The following is a 14,805-nucleotide window of genomic DNA, read 5'->3' on the forward strand; positions in this document are numbered from 1 at the left end:
TGAATCTTTCGCCTTCAGACTTGTGCAAAAACGCCCCGTGAAAGGCTCGTTGCCAATCAGGCATCGCGCGTACCAGACCGCGTGGCTGAGATCCAGCGCCTTGTGCTGGCGGAAATAGGTGACCTCGCCAGATTCCATCTCAGTGGATTTGGAGGATCGCGAGGAGATCATCCTTGCCGATCTTCTTCAGCTTGTGCTCGAGATGGGTCGAAATATCGAAGTAATCTTCGAGCGCACCCTCCCTTGCCGCAGGAGGTCACGAAGATGAATTCCTTGATGCCTGCCGCGCGCGCCTGGTCAATGGCGTATTGCACGAGCGGACGGTCCACGAGGGTCATGATCTCCTTCGGGATCGACTTCATTGCGGGCAAAAACCCCGTACCGAGACCCGCAACCGGGAGGATCGCTTTCGAAGCTTTGTCTTTCCGGGTGCAAGCACAATTTATGATGTGCTCACATACCCTTGGTCAGATCATCGATCGCCGCGAGGCCCTTCAGCAATCGCGGGAGCCCATTGATCTCCACCATGTTCGGCCCGTCCGAGGGCGCGTTGTCCGGATCCTCATGGGTCTCGATGAAGACCGCGGCACAGCCCACCGCCAAAGCCGCCCGCGCCAGCGGTTCGACAAATTCGCGCTGTCCGCCCGAGGAGGCGCCCTGCCCGCCCGGCAGCTGCACGGAATGGGTGGCATCGAAGACGACCGGGTAGCCGGTCTTGGCCATGATCGGCAGCGACCGCATGTCCGAGACCAGCATGTTGTAGCCGAAGGAGGCCCCGCGTTCGCAGAGCATCACGCGCTCATTGCCCGTCGAGGCGATCTTGGCTGCCACGTTCTCCATGTCCCAAGGCGCCAGGAACTGGCCTTTCTTGACGTTGATCGCGGCCCCCGTTTCGCCCGCGGCCAGCAAAAGGTCAGTCTGGCGCGACAGAAACGCCGGGATCTGCAGCACATCGACCACTTCGGCCACCGGCGCGCATTGCTCCGCCGAGTGAATATCGGTCAGCACCGGAACGCCGAATTCAGCCTTGATCGCGGCGAGGATCGACAGCCCCTCCTCCATGCCGAGGCCGCGCTTGCCCGACAGCGAGGAGCGATTGGCCTTGTCGTAGCTCGCCTTGAAGATCCAGGGCCGACCGGCAGCGTCCGCAGCGGCGGCGATCTTCTCGGCCAGCATGCGCGCGTGATCGAGGCTCTCCAATTGGCAGGGCCCCGCGATCAGCGCGAATGGGGCTTTGTTAGAGACAGTCATGTCTCCGATACGGACATCTTTCATGCGATTCCTTCCTCTTGCAGCACCGCCTCGATCCGGGCGACATCGACGGGGTTGTTCAGCTCCCAGAAGACGCGGCCCCGCGCCTCGACCTCGACGCAGGTGATGGGCCAGCCGTTCTCCAGAAAGCGCAGCTGTTCGAGCCCCTCGGCGCGCTCGAGCGGGCCTTCGTCCCATGTCCCGTAAGCACGCAAGGCGTCCGGGCGGTAGGCATAGACCCCGACATGGTGCCAGACCTCGGGCGGGGCTTGCAGGCTGCCCACATAGGGCAGCACCTCCTTGGAGAAATAAAGCGCCGAGCCATCCCCGCGCATCACCGCGGTGGTGCCGCCCACCCGGCCGTCCTTGCGGTCGGTGACGAAGTTCGCGAGCGTCTGCGGCTCGGTGCGCAGCACAGGCGTCGCCATCCGCACGGCGTCGTCCCTCTGCGTGCGAGCGATCAGCGCCTCGAGAAACCAGGGCGGGGTCAGGGGCGCATCACCCTGCAGGTTCACCACGATCTCGGGATCCTCCCCCAGCTGCGCGAGCCCTTCGGCGCAGCGCTCGGTGCCGTTGCGGGCGGCACTTGAGGTCATCAGCACCTCCGCACCGAAGCCTGTCGCGGCATCGCGAATGCGGTCGTCATCGGTCAGAACGCAGACGCGGGCAACACCCTGCACGCCTTGGGCCGCCTCCCAGCTGCGCTGGATCAGGGACGCTTTGCGCCCCGTCGCACCGGTCAGTTCCACGAGCGGCTTTCCGGGATAGCGCGTCGAGGCATAGCGCGCGGGGATGAAGACGACGGCGCTCATGCGACACCTGCGCGAAGCGCGTCGTGGATATGCACGAGCCCCTTGAGCGCGCCCCCTTCATCCACCGCGAAGAGCGCCGAGATCTTGCGGTCGTTCATGATCCCCAGGGCCTCCACCAGCAGGGCGTCGGGCGCGATGGTCGTGGGGGTGCGCGTGGCCACATCCCCCGCCCGGCGGCCCATCAGCCCGTCGAGATTGCGGCGCAGGTCACCATCCGTAATCACGCCGGTGAGCTTGCCCTCCTCCACGAGGGCCGCCACGCCGAAGCCCTTGGCGGTCATGGTCAGGAGTGTCTCGCCCATATCCGTGTCGGGCCCGACCACCGGCAAGGCGTCGCCCTGGTGCATCACAGCGGCCACGCTGAGAAGCTGCGCGCCAAGCGTGCCGCCCGGGTGGAAGGTGCGGAAGCTTTCGCGGTCGAAACCCCGCGCCTCCATCAGCGCGACAGCCAGCGCATCGCCCAGGGCCATGGTCATGGTGGTCGAGGTGGTCGGCGCCATGCGCAGCGCGCAGGCCTCGGGCGCGTCGGGCAGCAGGAGCACGTGATCGGCCTGCCGGGCCAGCGTGGACTCGGGGTTCCGCGTAATCGCGACCATCGGCACCCGGAATCGGCGGGTATGGGCGATGATATCGGCAAGCTCCTTCGTCTCGCCCGAATTCGAGATCAGGATCGCCGCATCGTCGCGGGTGATCATTCCGAGATCGCCATGGGAGGCCTCACCGGGATGGACGAATTGCGCAGGACTGCCGGTGGAGGCGAGGGTCGCGGCGATCTTCGCGGCCACATGGCCCGACTTGCCCATGCCAGAGACCACGATGCGTCCTTTGAGTTGAAAGCTTAATTTAACAACACTGCCAAAGCTCTCGGGGAAATTCTCAAGCAGTTGCTCCAGTCCCGATATCTCCAACTGAATTGAACGTCTGCCGACCAAAGATAAACTCTCGTCCGCAATTATTGATCCCCGGGTAATGCTCATAAGCAATTTTCCAATTACTGTTATTCAGCTGCTTTGCGGCTGTATCGCTTAAGTTCTAGGCGATATTAAGTCAACACGACACTAACAGAAAGTTGTGAAAGATATGGTCAAGAAAAGCGGCATCGAAGAGAAGCCTGATACAATACGTGAACCAGATCAGATCATTCATCCAGAAGATTTTAGTAGAAGCTAGGAGGCTTATCCAGTCAAGATTTTAGAGCTCTGACTCGATCGGTTTAAGATGTAAAGCTCAGTTAAAGAAATTCCCAGCAGGAAGTAAATAAAGGGGAAAAGTTTAATTGATTCCGAAAAATTGGCCAATCCATCCACAATTATAATACCCAAAAGGGTAAACGAAATAGCAAGACGGCCCAGTCGATGTTGAATGTACGCAGCAAATATAATGGGGGCGTAATGAAAAACAAACCCAAGAAACCCAAACCGATATAAAATATTCGCTGCTGTAACTTCAATGTAGGATTCATCATAGTATCTCAAGGGTCCATTGCCAATGAGTAAATTCATAGTTCCGGAGCGCAAGCTGTCAAAGGCCGTGAGCCAATCGAAATATCTGGGGCCAATCGATCCATCAGAAATGTTTGCTTCCGTCGCGGCAATAAATCCATAGTATATGTATGGGAGTTGCTCCTGTATAATGTGTGAGTAATTATCTAAAACAAAGTAAGATCCAGGAATAATAAAGATCAAAAATTTCCAAAAATCCTTCATAAATGGGAACGCTAGTAAAATAAGTCCGGCTTTGCTCAGGGGAATTAATAGGGAATACATTGCTGAAAGTACAAGAAGCCATTTAATTAAATTATAATCCCGATCGCCAGCCTTGTTGCTATCATCGAACATCATAGCTATAAACAAAACACAGAAGGCAGCGTGTTCGGTGTGTGTATAGGAAAATCCGCCATATCGCTCAACAACTGTTAGAGCGGGTGTATTAAATACAGCTGACAACATATCCCCAAATGGCGCATGCTTCATAATAATTGCGAGTGCAACACCCACAAAAAGCAGCGCTTTTAAAAAATTGATGGAATTGTTTTCTCTTCCAAATTGAAGGCCGCATAGGAGCGCCGACGCCGCAAATAAGGGATAAAAAAGAGGTATAATATCAGCGACAATGGCAATATCATTTAATGCCATGCGTAATATTGATAATAGTTGTACGAAAAAGTATAGTAGAAGACACAAGAGTACTGGGTGCGCCTTCCGGGAAACCTTATCTGACGCAGACAAAAAGATGAAAAATGATGAGAGATCAAGGAGCCGAGAGAGGTTTGGAGAAATAGCATAAAATGTTGGCTTTAATAGGTGCCACGCAATTGCAAGCCGAGTGCTAGTTAATTTCATCAGGCCTACCTCGTTAAGATTTTATAAGATTCTGGAAAATATAGCTCGGATCGGCAAGCTTAAGTTTCAAAAACATTGTTTTCAGAGCAAATCGTGAGATGGTAAGTGCAGAAAGGGCTAATAAAAGAAATATGAAACTTCCCGAAAAAAGGTAAGATATTAACATGAGAGATAGAGTCGTCACTACTTCTATTGCGTGCGTTAAGAGGGAGAAATGAAACAGTTTATTTCCAGAGAAGATTTTATATAAAAATATCGTAATTGGGTATATAAAGAACGCAGGCAAGCAAATAAGCGCAGCTCCCCCAAGATCATAGACAGTACCGTTGGTATCTTCAAATCCGCCCACTAGTCGTGAAAAAATTGAAAGTATTGCCAAGAAAACAAATGTAGCTATCGTAAATTGGGTAAAGTGTAGTGCGAATCCAATATAATGAAAATAGTTTTGAATACTATCTTCAGAATTTATTTTGCGAGAAACTAGCAATGAAAATACACCGTATAAAAACTCAAGGAGACGTGTGGATATTGCCCCAATTTCTTGCGCTACGCTAAACGCGATCAGCTCAAAAATACGAAACTTGGAAAATCCAACAGCTGAATTTATTGGAAATGTCAAGGCATTTTTTCTATACAGAGAGGCATGATCGCGCATCAATCCTTTAATCCCTGGTTCCCCGTAGCCTATTGAAATGCCTAATAGTAATAGCATAGTAGCCTTTATAATTATATCTGCTATTAGAAAAGAAATTAAGTGTAAGGCTCCAGTAAGCGCAAGTACGCAATTGAAGATGAGTAGCGTTAGTAGTAAAGCTTTGTAGTGTGGCCTTACGTAAGATGCGTTTATTGCTGACGCTTCCGCATTCGAAAAAACCGAAGCGGCAAATACCATAGCGAGTGGGCTATTAGTAGCTATATAGAGAAAAATCCCAATAAATACCGACAGGAAAATATCAAACAAAATAACGTATCTGAAGTATGTAGATCGCCAGAGCGCCTTTGTTATTTGGTATGATAACAGAAAGCCCGAGGTTATTGAAACTATGAAGCTTGTTAGAATAAAAATTTGATAATGGCTGCGATCAACATCAGAAATTCCAACAAGGCCGTATACAAAAATAAACGCCTTGAGGGCTCTATAAAAGATCGTAACAATCTGTGCCATTTTACACTAACAGTTTCGCGGAGCGAACAGCCGTCCTAACAACAGAAGATATCATAGAGTATGAAAATTGGTGTCGGAGAACCAAATAATGCCAGTATGCGCTTTTCAGCTTATTCGCAGATATCCCACTTACGTCGGCATCGTAAACTGCCGTAATCTCCTGAATAGTTGCAATGGGCGCTATTTTGCAGGTTTCTATCCAAAAAATGTAGTCTTCATGAGGCTGGCTTTTAAATCTCAAATTATGAAAATGTTTTCTCTCGAAAAGGGCAGTGCAAAATGGGACTAAGTTCATAACCCGGAGATCGTTTAAGTTAATATCATTTATCGGTACGCGGCGTAGTTTTAAACGAGACTTTTTTTTGACGAGATAGCTTGAGCACACTGCTTTAGCCTCGGAGGCAGCGAGGAATTCCACTCTAGTGAGAATAGAATTTTTTAGGAGGTAGTCGTCCGCATCTAAAAAACAAACATATTCTCCACTTGCAATATCAAGGCCAACATTTCTGGCGTGGCAAGCTCCTTGCGTCGTGCACTGCAACGAGACAATTCTTTTATCCAGACACGAGTCAATTATTGCTTGGGTTTTGTCGTTCGAATTATTATCAATTACAATAAGCTCGACGTTTTCATGCGTTTGCGCCAGCACACTGTTTATAGCGCGTAAAATTGTTGACTCAGCATTGTATGCTGCCATTATAACGGATACTTTTGTTCTATCTGTGGGTTGAGTATTCACGAATTGCGACTCCGAGTAATTTAATGGAAGCACGGTCAGTGAAAACTTTTTTTAACATAAAAAGTATTGTTATAAAAAGCCCAACCCATGAGCCATACGTTCGGTGGAAAAGCGCACCTTTTGCCTTTGCTAAATCTATATTCCATATATGTCCGGTTGACTCACCGATATGGCGCACCGGATCGATGTTGATATGCGCTCCCCTAACTCCAGACATCAATATGTCGAATAGTAAAATATTTTCCTCCCCACTGTTATACTTAGCATTTATTCCAAAGCTCTCGTCAAAACGAAAAGCTGATGCAATGTCGGACCTCAAACAGATACACCACGACGGAATTTTCATGACGGAAAATTTTGTGTGCTGGAAGTTTTTAAATCGAGGCCCGGACACATCCGCATTGTTAAATGTTACAAATCCATATCCGTCGTAGAATAATTTATCTATTTCGTCCAGAGCACTTGAAAAAACATTTTCATTAATTTCTATATCATCATCACATATTATTATGTGATTGTTCGAAAATATCTCAAGCCCTGTATTTCTATTTTTTGAGAGCCCAGTGCTTTTCTTATTTACGACTTTGACTTCGGGGTTATTTAGAATAAGTTTACCGACTTCATCCGAATACTGATTGACTACACACACTTTGAGAAACTTGGTAAATCGTCTTATCTCTTCCTCTTTCGCCGAAGCGTTGTAGGAAGATATCAAGAGCGTGAATCTCGAATTCCTAGGCATAATTTCCCCTAAAATGAATAAAAGGTTCTTGGTCCAATTGGGTTTCAATCTCGTATATAACTACTTTCAAATTTAGAAACTGTATATTTGTTCAGCCGCATGTTTTCGCGCCATTGATCTGGGCTTTCTTTAATATGGTTTCCTGTGTGGGTGGACGCATATTCAGCTCTTGGTAGGGACGGGAGTGATTGTATTGCGTGAGCCAGTGATTGATGACGATTTGAGTTAGCTCGGTTGTAGTGAACTATACGGCATTGAGCACCTTTCAAAGCAGGGTCCGAGTTAACCGCTCGATATATCTGTTTTCCTAGCGCGATGCCGGATAAATAATTATAGCTTGATGCCAACTCTTCAAAGCTTGTCCTGTAGATTCGCTGCTACGAATTCGGGCCCGTAGCACGTCGAGAAGAAACGCTTATTTTAGGTTATGGCGGCGCGCGCAGCCCTCAAATTGTGCAGCGGGTGGCCATAACCAGGTCTCAGGTCTCAACAGCGGTTTTGCACAAACCACACCGCTGAGGAGACCGGCTATGACCGCCACCGATACTACTGCCGCGACCGTTCTGGTCGCCATCGACATTTCCAAACATCGCCACGAAGTGCTTATTGGAATCCCAGGCAAGAAGCGTCGACGTCGAATGACAATCACCAACTCGCTGGAGGATTTCAGGAGATTGTCCGCGGCCCTCGTCAGCTACGACCTACCGGTGCGGATCGGGTTCGAGGCTACCGGCAACTATCACCGGTCGCTGGCCCATTATCTTGGACAGCAGGGGTTCGAGCTGAAGCTCGTCTCTTCTGTCAGCCTCGCCCGAACGCGGGAAGCTCTGCACAATAGCTGGGACAAGAACGATCCGAAGGACGCCCAGGTCATCCTGCACATGCTGGAGATCGGTGCCGTGCAGTTCGTTCACGATCCTCTGGTCGTCGGGATTGCCGACATCCAAGAGCTGTCGAAGACGCACGAGATCGTCTCGCGTTCGAAGACAGAGCTCTGGCACCGTATCCTGACGCATTACCTGCCGCTCTACTTCCCCGAGGCCGAACGGTTTCACTGAAGCTCGCGCACCGACTGGTTTCTCGCGTTCCTCGAGAAGTATCCGACGCCGACGATGATCACAGCCATGACTCGGGAAGCCTTCATCGCTGATGCCTGGCAGGTGGTAGGCAAGAAAGTCTCCAAAGAGCGCCTTCTTTCAGATATTTACGCGACGACCGTCGAGTCCGTCGGTTTGCCTGTACATGCAGATTCCGACGCCGTTCGCATGTTCTGCCTTGTCCTTTCAGAGGGCAGAAGCCTTGTCCGGCAGCGCAACGAGATCGAGGCCAGGGCCGTCGAACTGCTCTCCGATCTGCCAGATTACCAGTTGCTGACGACCATTCCCGGCATCGGCCCGATCAACGCCATGACCATCCTGGCCGAGGCCGGTGACCTGCGTCGGTTCCGGCATCATCGGCAGTTCCTGAAGTTCTGTGGCATGGACCTCGCCACTGTCCAGTCCGGCATGTTCCGCGGTTAGAGCCGTATCTCGAAGTACGGCAATGCCCGCCTGCGGCGCACGATGTGGATGGCCGGCCAGACCGCCGTTCTCAAGCGGACCAACAGCTTCCGGGACAAGTTCGAGCGCTACATCTCCAAGGATCGACACAATGCCCATCTGCGCCGCAAGGCCTATACCGCGATCGCGGCAAAGATGGCGCGCACCGTACACGCCGTGGTCAATCACGGCGAACCCTATCGCCCCTTCTTCGAGGGGGTGAGCCCAGGCGGAAGGACCTCTCTCTGACATGACCGTGGAGGCAGCTTGCTGACCTCGTAGATAATGTTCGGGCCTTCTGCTTGGGATTTGGGATCTCGTATTAAAGACGGTGAGGGCCGCCAGCGCGCGTACCCTGTGTTTGCTATGGAAGAGATCATTTATTGACGGCAGAGCCCGTCTGGGCAACCGTTATAGGGCGTCCGGGACACCGGATGCCTCATGACCTGCTGACCTGCTGACCTAAACAGACAAAATCTCCCGACATAGGACGTTGTGTGATCGGATGTACTCTGGAGTGCCGTGCCTCAGGAGCAACGGATGGAGCGCTTCTAGAACCTCGTCGGTGCCCCTCTTTGGTTCGGAGGGTCACTGCTAGGCCTTGCCGGGTGGACTCACCTAGCGGGGTGTGCATCTCATAGCTGCGAGCTTTGCTGAGCTTTTCGGGCGCAAAGTCCAAAGCCTGGACGTGGTTCAAATGCTTGGGCCGCATTGGGATGATCGATCTGTCTTTGTGGTAATTTCGCTTGCGCCTCTTGTGGCGTTGCGGAGGCTCTAGACCTTCCTCGCGCCATAGCCGATCAACCTTCTTGTGATTGACCTTCCAGTCCTTAATGCAAAGCAATTCGACAATCTTGCGATACCCGTACCGACCGTACTGCTACCCCAACCGGATGATTGCCAACCTCAGCAATTCATCATTTCTCAGTGCCAGTCGGTATTGCTGGGAGTTCCGCGCAAGGCCGATTACCCGACCTGTCCGCCGCTCGAACGTCGCGAGCTTCTGCCGTGTGTGACTAACGACCTGACGAAGCTCCACTGTGGTCAAGCCCTGGACGTTAGGTGGGCCAATCTTTACTTGAGGATGAGCTTGTCCAGTTCAAGCTCGGCGACGACGTTCTTCAGCCGCGCGTTCTGTTTCTCCAAGATCCTCAGTTCGGATCACTGCGAAGTAGCAACTCCACCGAACCGACTCCGCCATTTGTAGTGTTTGGCATCACTGATGCTGACGCTGCGGCACCCAGAAGCAACATCGTCGCCATCCGTTAGCTTCAGCTCGATCTCTCGCAGCCGATTCAATACATCTTCATCTGAATGTCGTTTCCTTGCCATCCCAAATTCCCCTTTCTCGCGTACAGCGTAAGGACACGGTTTAGGTGGCAGCACATGAGGACAACGCAGAACCCATGGATCCGCGGCAACATCTCGCAGCACACCAAGTCCCTGCAATCCAACCCGCCGAAGGCCGAGGCGGACATGGAAGCGGTTATCCGAGATCAGGACGACCTGCGCGATCAAGCTGGGCGCCTGAGCCAAATCAAGGGTACGGGACCGTTGTCTCAGCAACCTTGATCCCGAAGCTCCCCGAACTTGATCCGGACTATCGGCGACGGATGCCAGCACTCGTTAATGACGCCATATATCGTCGCGGCAGGTGCGGCATATAGGATGGGCACTCCCTATATCTGGCAGCATTCACCGCCATCAGGTACCGACGTTGAGTTCAATGCCCCGAAGATTGCTTGCTCCCGGCTGAAAAGGCCAAGAAGCTTGTTATCACCGCTTGCGCGCGAAAACTCCTAACTTTGACTTTCTGAGAAACACTGCGCGGAGGATTGATTCTGAATAAAAATAACCTACTTTTTCGTAGTGGCGTTGCCTAAGGTACGCTGAAGATCGATTTTTTTTCTGTGGCGGTCAATTATAATAAAGCTATTCAATACGTTAAGCAATCTGTAGCCAACGGACCCAACTCTATATTTACACTCTTGGTCTTCACTAAAATCAGCTACGATATCATGTTTACGTATTATCCTGATAGCGCTAGCATCGTGTTTTATTTGAGTATGTAGAGCACGATTATATTTGTTGACATCGATAGAAAGCTTTAATTTATCATCCATCTCTACATCTAAAGCGATTGTGCTGGAATCACTTTGTATTACGCTCAGCTCGCGCGTATCTAACTGCATAGTTACCATGTATTGATTGACACGATTCCCTATCAGGGTTTGAAATTTCACTTGGGCGCCGAATATTATATCAGTCGGAAAGAGTTCTGTTAATTTAATTTGGCCATTCATAAAGTGCATCAGTTTTGCTGAACGATTCGCATTTTTTGCGAGTAACGAAGTCGAATTCAACTTAAATGATTGGAATAGTTTCCCCTTATATTCCCAAACCGCAACCAGTTCATCAGTATTAGTTGGTATCTTATCTGTGAAAAATAAAACTTTATCATAAAGGAGCGTTGGCTCAATTGCGCAAAAATATAACGCTTCGTTAGAGTTTTTACAGGATATGTGTGACTGAGCTCCAGGGCATATCGCCAAATGTTTGTAATAATATGTAGATTGATTGCCAACCACTTGAGAATTCCGTGTATCTACCTCTCTCACTACGTCACGAATTATTTGTTGGTCGTGAAAAGGCGAGGCGTTCTTCTCTAAAAGAAATCCAAAACCAAACTCATTTTGATAAGTCTCAACTTTCGAATTGAAGCTCCGCAAATAATTATCGATAAGTTCAATGATTTCAATCCGCGCCAAGCTGTCAAAGCATGGGTGGGCATAATCTAGGAAGACATTCCCTCCCCAGCTTTGTAGGCCACCACGTTCTCCATTATACATTGCTCCATTAAGAGCACTAGGAGCTTCGGGTTTTTCTGGATGCACTATAATTAAGCTATCGGTGTTGTGAAAAGTTTTCTCAAGGAAACCATTAAAAATCCCTGCAGCGCCACCACCGATCGTAATATTCGTCATCGTATCACTTGTGCTTTAGTAAATTTTGCTTGTGAATTTATGCGCCTCGCTGGTAGCCTTCTAGCTAAGAATTTTGGTAGATTTAGGAAGATAAATTTTGTATTTCTTAGCTTTTTTATTTTAGATTTAGAGAATTCCGTTACGACTAATCCCCGAGTCGTAACGTCGAATGTGTGCATAGGGATGCGATTTATTGATATAAGATATTTTGACGTATCTAAATCCAAGTTACTCCAGTATCCGCAGGACGAATACTCACCGTTTACCTCTAAAACGGGTATTCCAATCCTGAAAATCTCAATAAATTTTGTACTGGAATTAGCGCCCAAACTTGCTTTAAATATGTTTTCTTCGAAAAGCTTCTCTCGCCCATAAATACTTGGAGTTTCTGCAGCGACAGATGATAGATGTTGTACTGTCAGTACTGCTTCGGACCTTTCCAGACTTTTGGCTAAGGTGACGGCGTCTTCTCTATCAAGCTTGGCTGCATTGATAAGAAGTATTTCACCTTTTGATTTAAGTATTTCAAGGACTGCATCTTCAAATTTCTGTCTTGTTACCTTCGTATGCGGAATTTTCCTACTGGATAATTGGTTTGATATATGCCCACCAATTGCTCCCTGAGATCCAAACAGATATATTTTCATTCATTGAACTCCCATTTTGGTTAATATGCGTCCTGCGCCAGAGTCGCGATCAAAATAAATCTTCGCTCCGTAGTGGCGTTTTGCTAGGCTTATATAGAAGATTATTCCAGATATCACAAATTCTCGCCACTCGCTTTGATCTTTAATCTCGTTTTTCTCCTGCAAGCTTTGTGAGGTTAATCCATATGACTTTTTATCTGAATTTCCATAATTTAGATCTGTTCCGTATACAGTAATGTCCTTGTATCCTTTATGAATTAAAGTTGGAATGGCCGCATCGAGCAAAACTGTCTGGAGATTAGGGAACGACGTCTTTGAAAATGTATAGCTAAGTGATTTATATGACTTGTCATCAGCTTTATATAAGCTGAGCCGACCTTTATGGATCGCCAATTTCAAAAATACGCGAAAGAATTTTCGTTTAAGCAGAAATCGCCTTGGAATTACAAGAATTATTTCTTTTTTTAGAATTGAAATGTTCTTTTCAATTATACCAACCTTTTGTAAGTTCTGAAACATGTCTGGGTCTGATATGAAGTAGTAAACGGATTTAAGCTTTTTGGTCTTTAAAGCACAGGCATCAAATGTATTGGAAATTGCAACAGTCTCAGCCTCGAGCTTGCTAAGCTTATGCTTGTTGAGGCTCGGGCCGGACATGAGAACATCAATTTTCATAGACAATTTTTATCTTCTCTACAGCTTCGTTCAAGATGTCTCCTGCCCCGAGCGTCGTATATTCGAATTCAATTATTTCTTGATTGTATGTTTTAGAATACGACTTTAATACTCCAAAATTTGATACGTCTTTTAAAAGGCTATCTATTTTTTTCGAGTTGGTTGGGAATACGCATAACGTGCAACCTCTGGATAAGGCATAAATTGAAAAGTGGTATCTTCCAGTAAAAACTAGTGTTTCACTAGTTAGATTGATGTGGTTAAGTTGAGATGGTTGTCGAAATTGGCGGACAAGTATTCTTATCATGCTCCAAGGATCGTATCGAATAGTTTTTAAAATAGGGAGATTTTTTCGAAGCCAAAGCGTTGTTTTCAGATTAAACCTAATATCAACCGCTTTTGGGTCTATCGAGTTATATCGATCGATTTTCTTTATGGATTTCACATTTTCGGTAATTTTTCGGTTAATTGAGTCGGTTACTATATATTTTTCCATGCCGTTTCCACATGGAAAGCTTTTAGATAAGAAGCTAAAGAATAAGTCGGGTGAGTATTCGGCAATTATTCCATTTTTAGACAGTAAGTCCAACGATTCTTGATCTCTGACAATAATGCGAATTGATCTGGAGAGTTGCGCAATCCACCTTCTGTCTAACTCATATATGCTTGCATTCCATATCTCATAACTGTTTTCAATCGCTTCGATAATATCAAATAACTTTTCGCCTTCGATATTGTCAAAATTTATACTCCCCTCTCCATTGATTACAATCCTGTATTCACCTGCCGGATCGATCTTCTTTATTCTTCTGATAATTGATTTTGCGGATAAACTTTTAATTTCAGCGGTTGTAATTGTATATTCTATACTTCCTTTACTCTTTAGTATGCGTTGAACTTCCGTACTTACACCGTAACAGCCCCAATGAAGCTCAGTACGCGTGTCATTGATAAAAATATATTTCATTGTCTTTTCGGATTGGTCAAAGGTTCTAGGCGCCATCATAATTGATACCGCGGGTTTTATATAAACGCTTCTTAGCTATCTCTGATTTTTTAATTCTGTATCTATAGTGGGATGTAGGCTTAGGACCCATTGATCTGTTTTGCGGTCGTGATTCACCGCACGAAAACAGAGCGGTGACATGTCTGATCTCTTTTGGCTGAGCGATGCGCAGATGGCGCGTCTGGAGCCCTATTTTCCAAAGTCCCACGGCAAGCCTCGTGTCGATGATCGGCGCGTCCTGAGCGGGATTATGTTCATCAATCGCAATGGCTTGCGATGGCGGGACGCGCCGCGCGAGTATGGGTCGCACAAGACGCTCTACAATCGTTGGAAGCGGTGGAGCGACAAGGGCATCTTCGAGAAGATGATGGCGGGACTGGTTGCCGAGCACGGCGAGAAGAAGACCGTGATGATCGACGCCACCTACCTGAAGGCTCACCGAACAGCGTCCAGCCTGGGCGCCAAAAAGGGGGGCGCGGTCGCCTGATCGGCCGAACCAAAGGCGGCATGAACACCAAGCTTCACGCCATCTGCGACAGCCAGGGACGTCCCCTCAAGCTGTTCGTCACGGCAGGACAGGTGAGCGACTACATTGGAGCGCGGGCGCTTTGCGAAAGTCTGCCGGATGTCGACTGGCTGCTCGGGGATCGCGGTTACGAGGCGGACTGGTTCAGAGAAGCGTTGCAAGACAAAGGCATACGCGCCTGCATCCCGGGTCGGAAGCAGCGAAAGACACCGGTGAAGTATGACAAGCGCCGCTACAAACGCCGAAATCGGATCGAGATCATGTTCGGCAGGCTCAAGGACTGGCGGCGGGTAGCCACGCGATACGACAGGTGTCCCAAGGTATTCCTCTCGGCTATCGCTCTCGCCGCCACGGTCATCTACTGGCTATGAGTCCTGA

13 protein-coding genes and 3 pseudogenes are annotated in these 14,805 nt (G+C 48.8%); 3 read left to right on the forward strand and 13 right to left on the reverse strand.

Annotation, left to right across the window (positions count from 1 at the left end; genetic code table 11):
- Positions 1–39: 39 nt before the first annotated feature.
- From FIV09_RS18290 to FIV09_RS18325, 8 genes and pseudogenes are all read right to left on the reverse strand, one after another.
- Positions 40–362, reverse strand: a pseudogene (locus tag FIV09_RS18290) (UTP--glucose-1-phosphate uridylyltransferase); the annotation flags it as partial.
- 91 nt (positions 363–453) lie between these two features.
- A complete protein-coding gene (gene kdsA, locus FIV09_RS18295) occupies positions 454–1,275 on the reverse strand; it encodes a 3-deoxy-8-phosphooctulonate synthase (protein ID WP_152452796.1) in 822 nt (273 codons plus the stop codon).
- The gene (locus FIV09_RS18300) at positions 1,272–2,063 is read right to left on the reverse strand and encodes a 3-deoxy-manno-octulosonate cytidylyltransferase (RefSeq protein ID WP_152452798.1); all 792 of its coding nucleotides are present in this window, start codon (positions 2,061–2,063) and stop codon (positions 1,272–1,274) included. The genes kdsA and FIV09_RS18300 overlap by 4 nt, the downstream gene beginning before the upstream one ends.
- Entirely contained in the window at positions 2,060–3,040 is a 981-nt protein-coding gene (locus tag FIV09_RS18305) for an SIS domain-containing protein (protein WP_152452800.1), read from the reverse strand. The genes FIV09_RS18300 and FIV09_RS18305 overlap by 4 nt, the downstream gene beginning before the upstream one ends.
- 198 nt (positions 3,041–3,238) lie before the next feature.
- The gene (locus tag FIV09_RS18310) at positions 3,239–4,405 is read right to left on the reverse strand and encodes a hypothetical protein (RefSeq protein ID WP_216646976.1); all 1,167 of its coding nucleotides are present in this window, start codon (positions 4,403–4,405) and stop codon (positions 3,239–3,241) included.
- 13 nt (positions 4,406–4,418) lie between these two features.
- On the reverse strand, positions 4,419–5,570 hold the full coding sequence (locus FIV09_RS18315; protein ID WP_152452804.1) for a hypothetical protein: 1,152 nt from the start codon (positions 5,568–5,570) through the stop codon (positions 4,419–4,421).
- 1 nt (position 5,571) lies between these two features.
- Entirely contained in the window at positions 5,572–6,267 is a 696-nt protein-coding gene (locus tag FIV09_RS18320; RefSeq protein WP_152452806.1) for a glycosyltransferase family A protein, read from the reverse strand.
- A 19-nt stretch (positions 6,268–6,286) separates the two neighbouring features.
- A complete protein-coding gene (locus FIV09_RS18325; RefSeq protein ID WP_172975791.1) occupies positions 6,287–7,024 on the reverse strand; it encodes a glycosyltransferase in 738 nt (245 codons plus the stop codon).
- Positions 7,025–7,581: 557 nt separating this feature from the next.
- Between FIV09_RS18325 and FIV09_RS18330 the strand changes: the two are divergent.
- A pseudogene (locus FIV09_RS18330) lies at positions 7,582–8,838 on the forward strand (IS110 family transposase).
- Between the two features lie 190 nt (positions 8,839–9,028).
- On the opposite strand, the pseudogene FIV09_RS20775 reads toward FIV09_RS18330, so the two are convergent.
- Positions 9,029–9,454, reverse strand: a pseudogene (locus tag FIV09_RS20775) (IS3 family transposase); the annotation flags it as partial.
- 521 nt (positions 9,455–9,975) lie between these two features.
- Between FIV09_RS20775 and FIV09_RS18340 the strand changes: the two are divergent.
- Positions 9,976–10,161, forward strand: coding sequence for a hypothetical protein (locus FIV09_RS18340; protein ID WP_152452810.1), 186 nt, complete (start codon positions 9,976–9,978; stop codon positions 10,159–10,161).
- Positions 10,162–10,445: 284 nt separating this feature from the next.
- Here the strand turns inward: FIV09_RS18340 and FIV09_RS18345 are convergent, their stop codons facing one another.
- The 4 genes from FIV09_RS18345 to FIV09_RS18360 are packed head-to-tail and all read right to left on the reverse strand — an operon-like array spanning position 10,446 to position 13,862.
- Positions 10,446–11,573 carry a hypothetical protein gene (locus tag FIV09_RS18345; RefSeq protein WP_152452812.1) on the reverse strand — a complete coding sequence of 376 codons (1,128 nt, stop codon included), beginning with the start codon at positions 11,571–11,573 and terminating at the stop codon, positions 10,446–10,448.
- The gene (locus tag FIV09_RS18350; RefSeq protein WP_152452814.1) at positions 11,570–12,220 is read right to left on the reverse strand and encodes a hypothetical protein; all 651 of its coding nucleotides are present in this window, start codon (positions 12,218–12,220) and stop codon (positions 11,570–11,572) included. Before FIV09_RS18350 ends, FIV09_RS18345 begins: the two co-directional genes overlap by 4 nt.
- Positions 12,221–12,895, reverse strand: coding sequence for a hypothetical protein (locus FIV09_RS18355; protein ID WP_152452816.1), 675 nt, complete (start codon positions 12,893–12,895; stop codon positions 12,221–12,223).
- Positions 12,885–13,862, reverse strand: coding sequence for a polysaccharide pyruvyl transferase family protein (locus FIV09_RS18360; RefSeq protein WP_172975793.1), 978 nt, complete (start codon positions 13,860–13,862; stop codon positions 12,885–12,887). Before FIV09_RS18360 ends, FIV09_RS18355 begins: the two co-directional genes overlap by 11 nt.
- A 178-nt stretch (positions 13,863–14,040) precedes the next feature.
- Here FIV09_RS18360 and FIV09_RS18365 point away from each other — a divergent pair.
- Positions 14,041–14,798, forward strand: a protein-coding gene (locus tag FIV09_RS18365; protein WP_152452792.1) for an IS5 family transposase whose coding sequence is annotated in 2 segments (ribosomal slippage) — positions 14,041–14,365 and positions 14,365–14,798 — 759 coding nt in all. Because the reading frame shifts where the segments join, the coding sequence is not laid out codon by codon here.
- Positions 14,799–14,805: the final 7 nt, after the last annotated feature.

The organism is Roseivivax sp. THAF197b, assembly GCF_009363255.1.
Classification (GTDB): domain Bacteria; phylum Pseudomonadota; class Alphaproteobacteria; order Rhodobacterales; family Rhodobacteraceae; genus Roseivivax.

Coding starts and splice junctions, on each gene's coding strand:
- FIV09_RS18320 (WP_152452806.1), bottom strand. CDS start 6,267: ATGGCAGCATACAATGCTGAGTCAACAATTTTACGCGCTATAAACAGT.
- kdsA (WP_152452796.1), bottom strand. CDS start 1,275: ATGAAAGATGTCCGTATCGGAGACATGACTGTCTCTAACAAAGCCCCA.
- FIV09_RS18345 (WP_152452812.1), bottom strand. CDS start 11,573: ATGACGAATATTACGATCGGTGGTGGCGCTGCAGGGATTTTTAATGGT.
- FIV09_RS18355 (WP_152452816.1), bottom strand. CDS start 12,895: ATGAAAATTGATGTTCTCATGTCCGGCCCGAGCCTCAACAAGCATAAG.
- FIV09_RS18340 (WP_152452810.1), top strand. CDS start 9,976: ATGAGGACAACGCAGAACCCATGGATCCGCGGCAACATCTCGCAGCAC.
- FIV09_RS18315 (WP_152452804.1), bottom strand. CDS start 5,570: ATGGCACAGATTGTTACGATCTTTTATAGAGCCCTCAAGGCGTTTATT.
- FIV09_RS18350 (WP_152452814.1), bottom strand. CDS start 12,220: ATGAAAATATATCTGTTTGGATCTCAGGGAGCAATTGGTGGGCATATA.
- FIV09_RS18360 (WP_172975793.1), bottom strand. CDS start 13,862: ATGAAATATATTTTTATCAATGACACGCGTACTGAGCTTCATTGGGGC.
- FIV09_RS18305 (WP_152452800.1), bottom strand. CDS start 3,040: ATGAGCATTACCCGGGGATCAATAATTGCGGACGAGAGTTTATCTTTG.
- FIV09_RS18300 (WP_152452798.1), bottom strand. CDS start 2,063: ATGAGCGCCGTCGTCTTCATCCCCGCGCGCTATGCCTCGACGCGCTAT.
- FIV09_RS18310 (WP_216646976.1), bottom strand. CDS start 4,405: ATGAAATTAACTAGCACTCGGCTTGCAATTGCGTGGCACCTATTAAAG.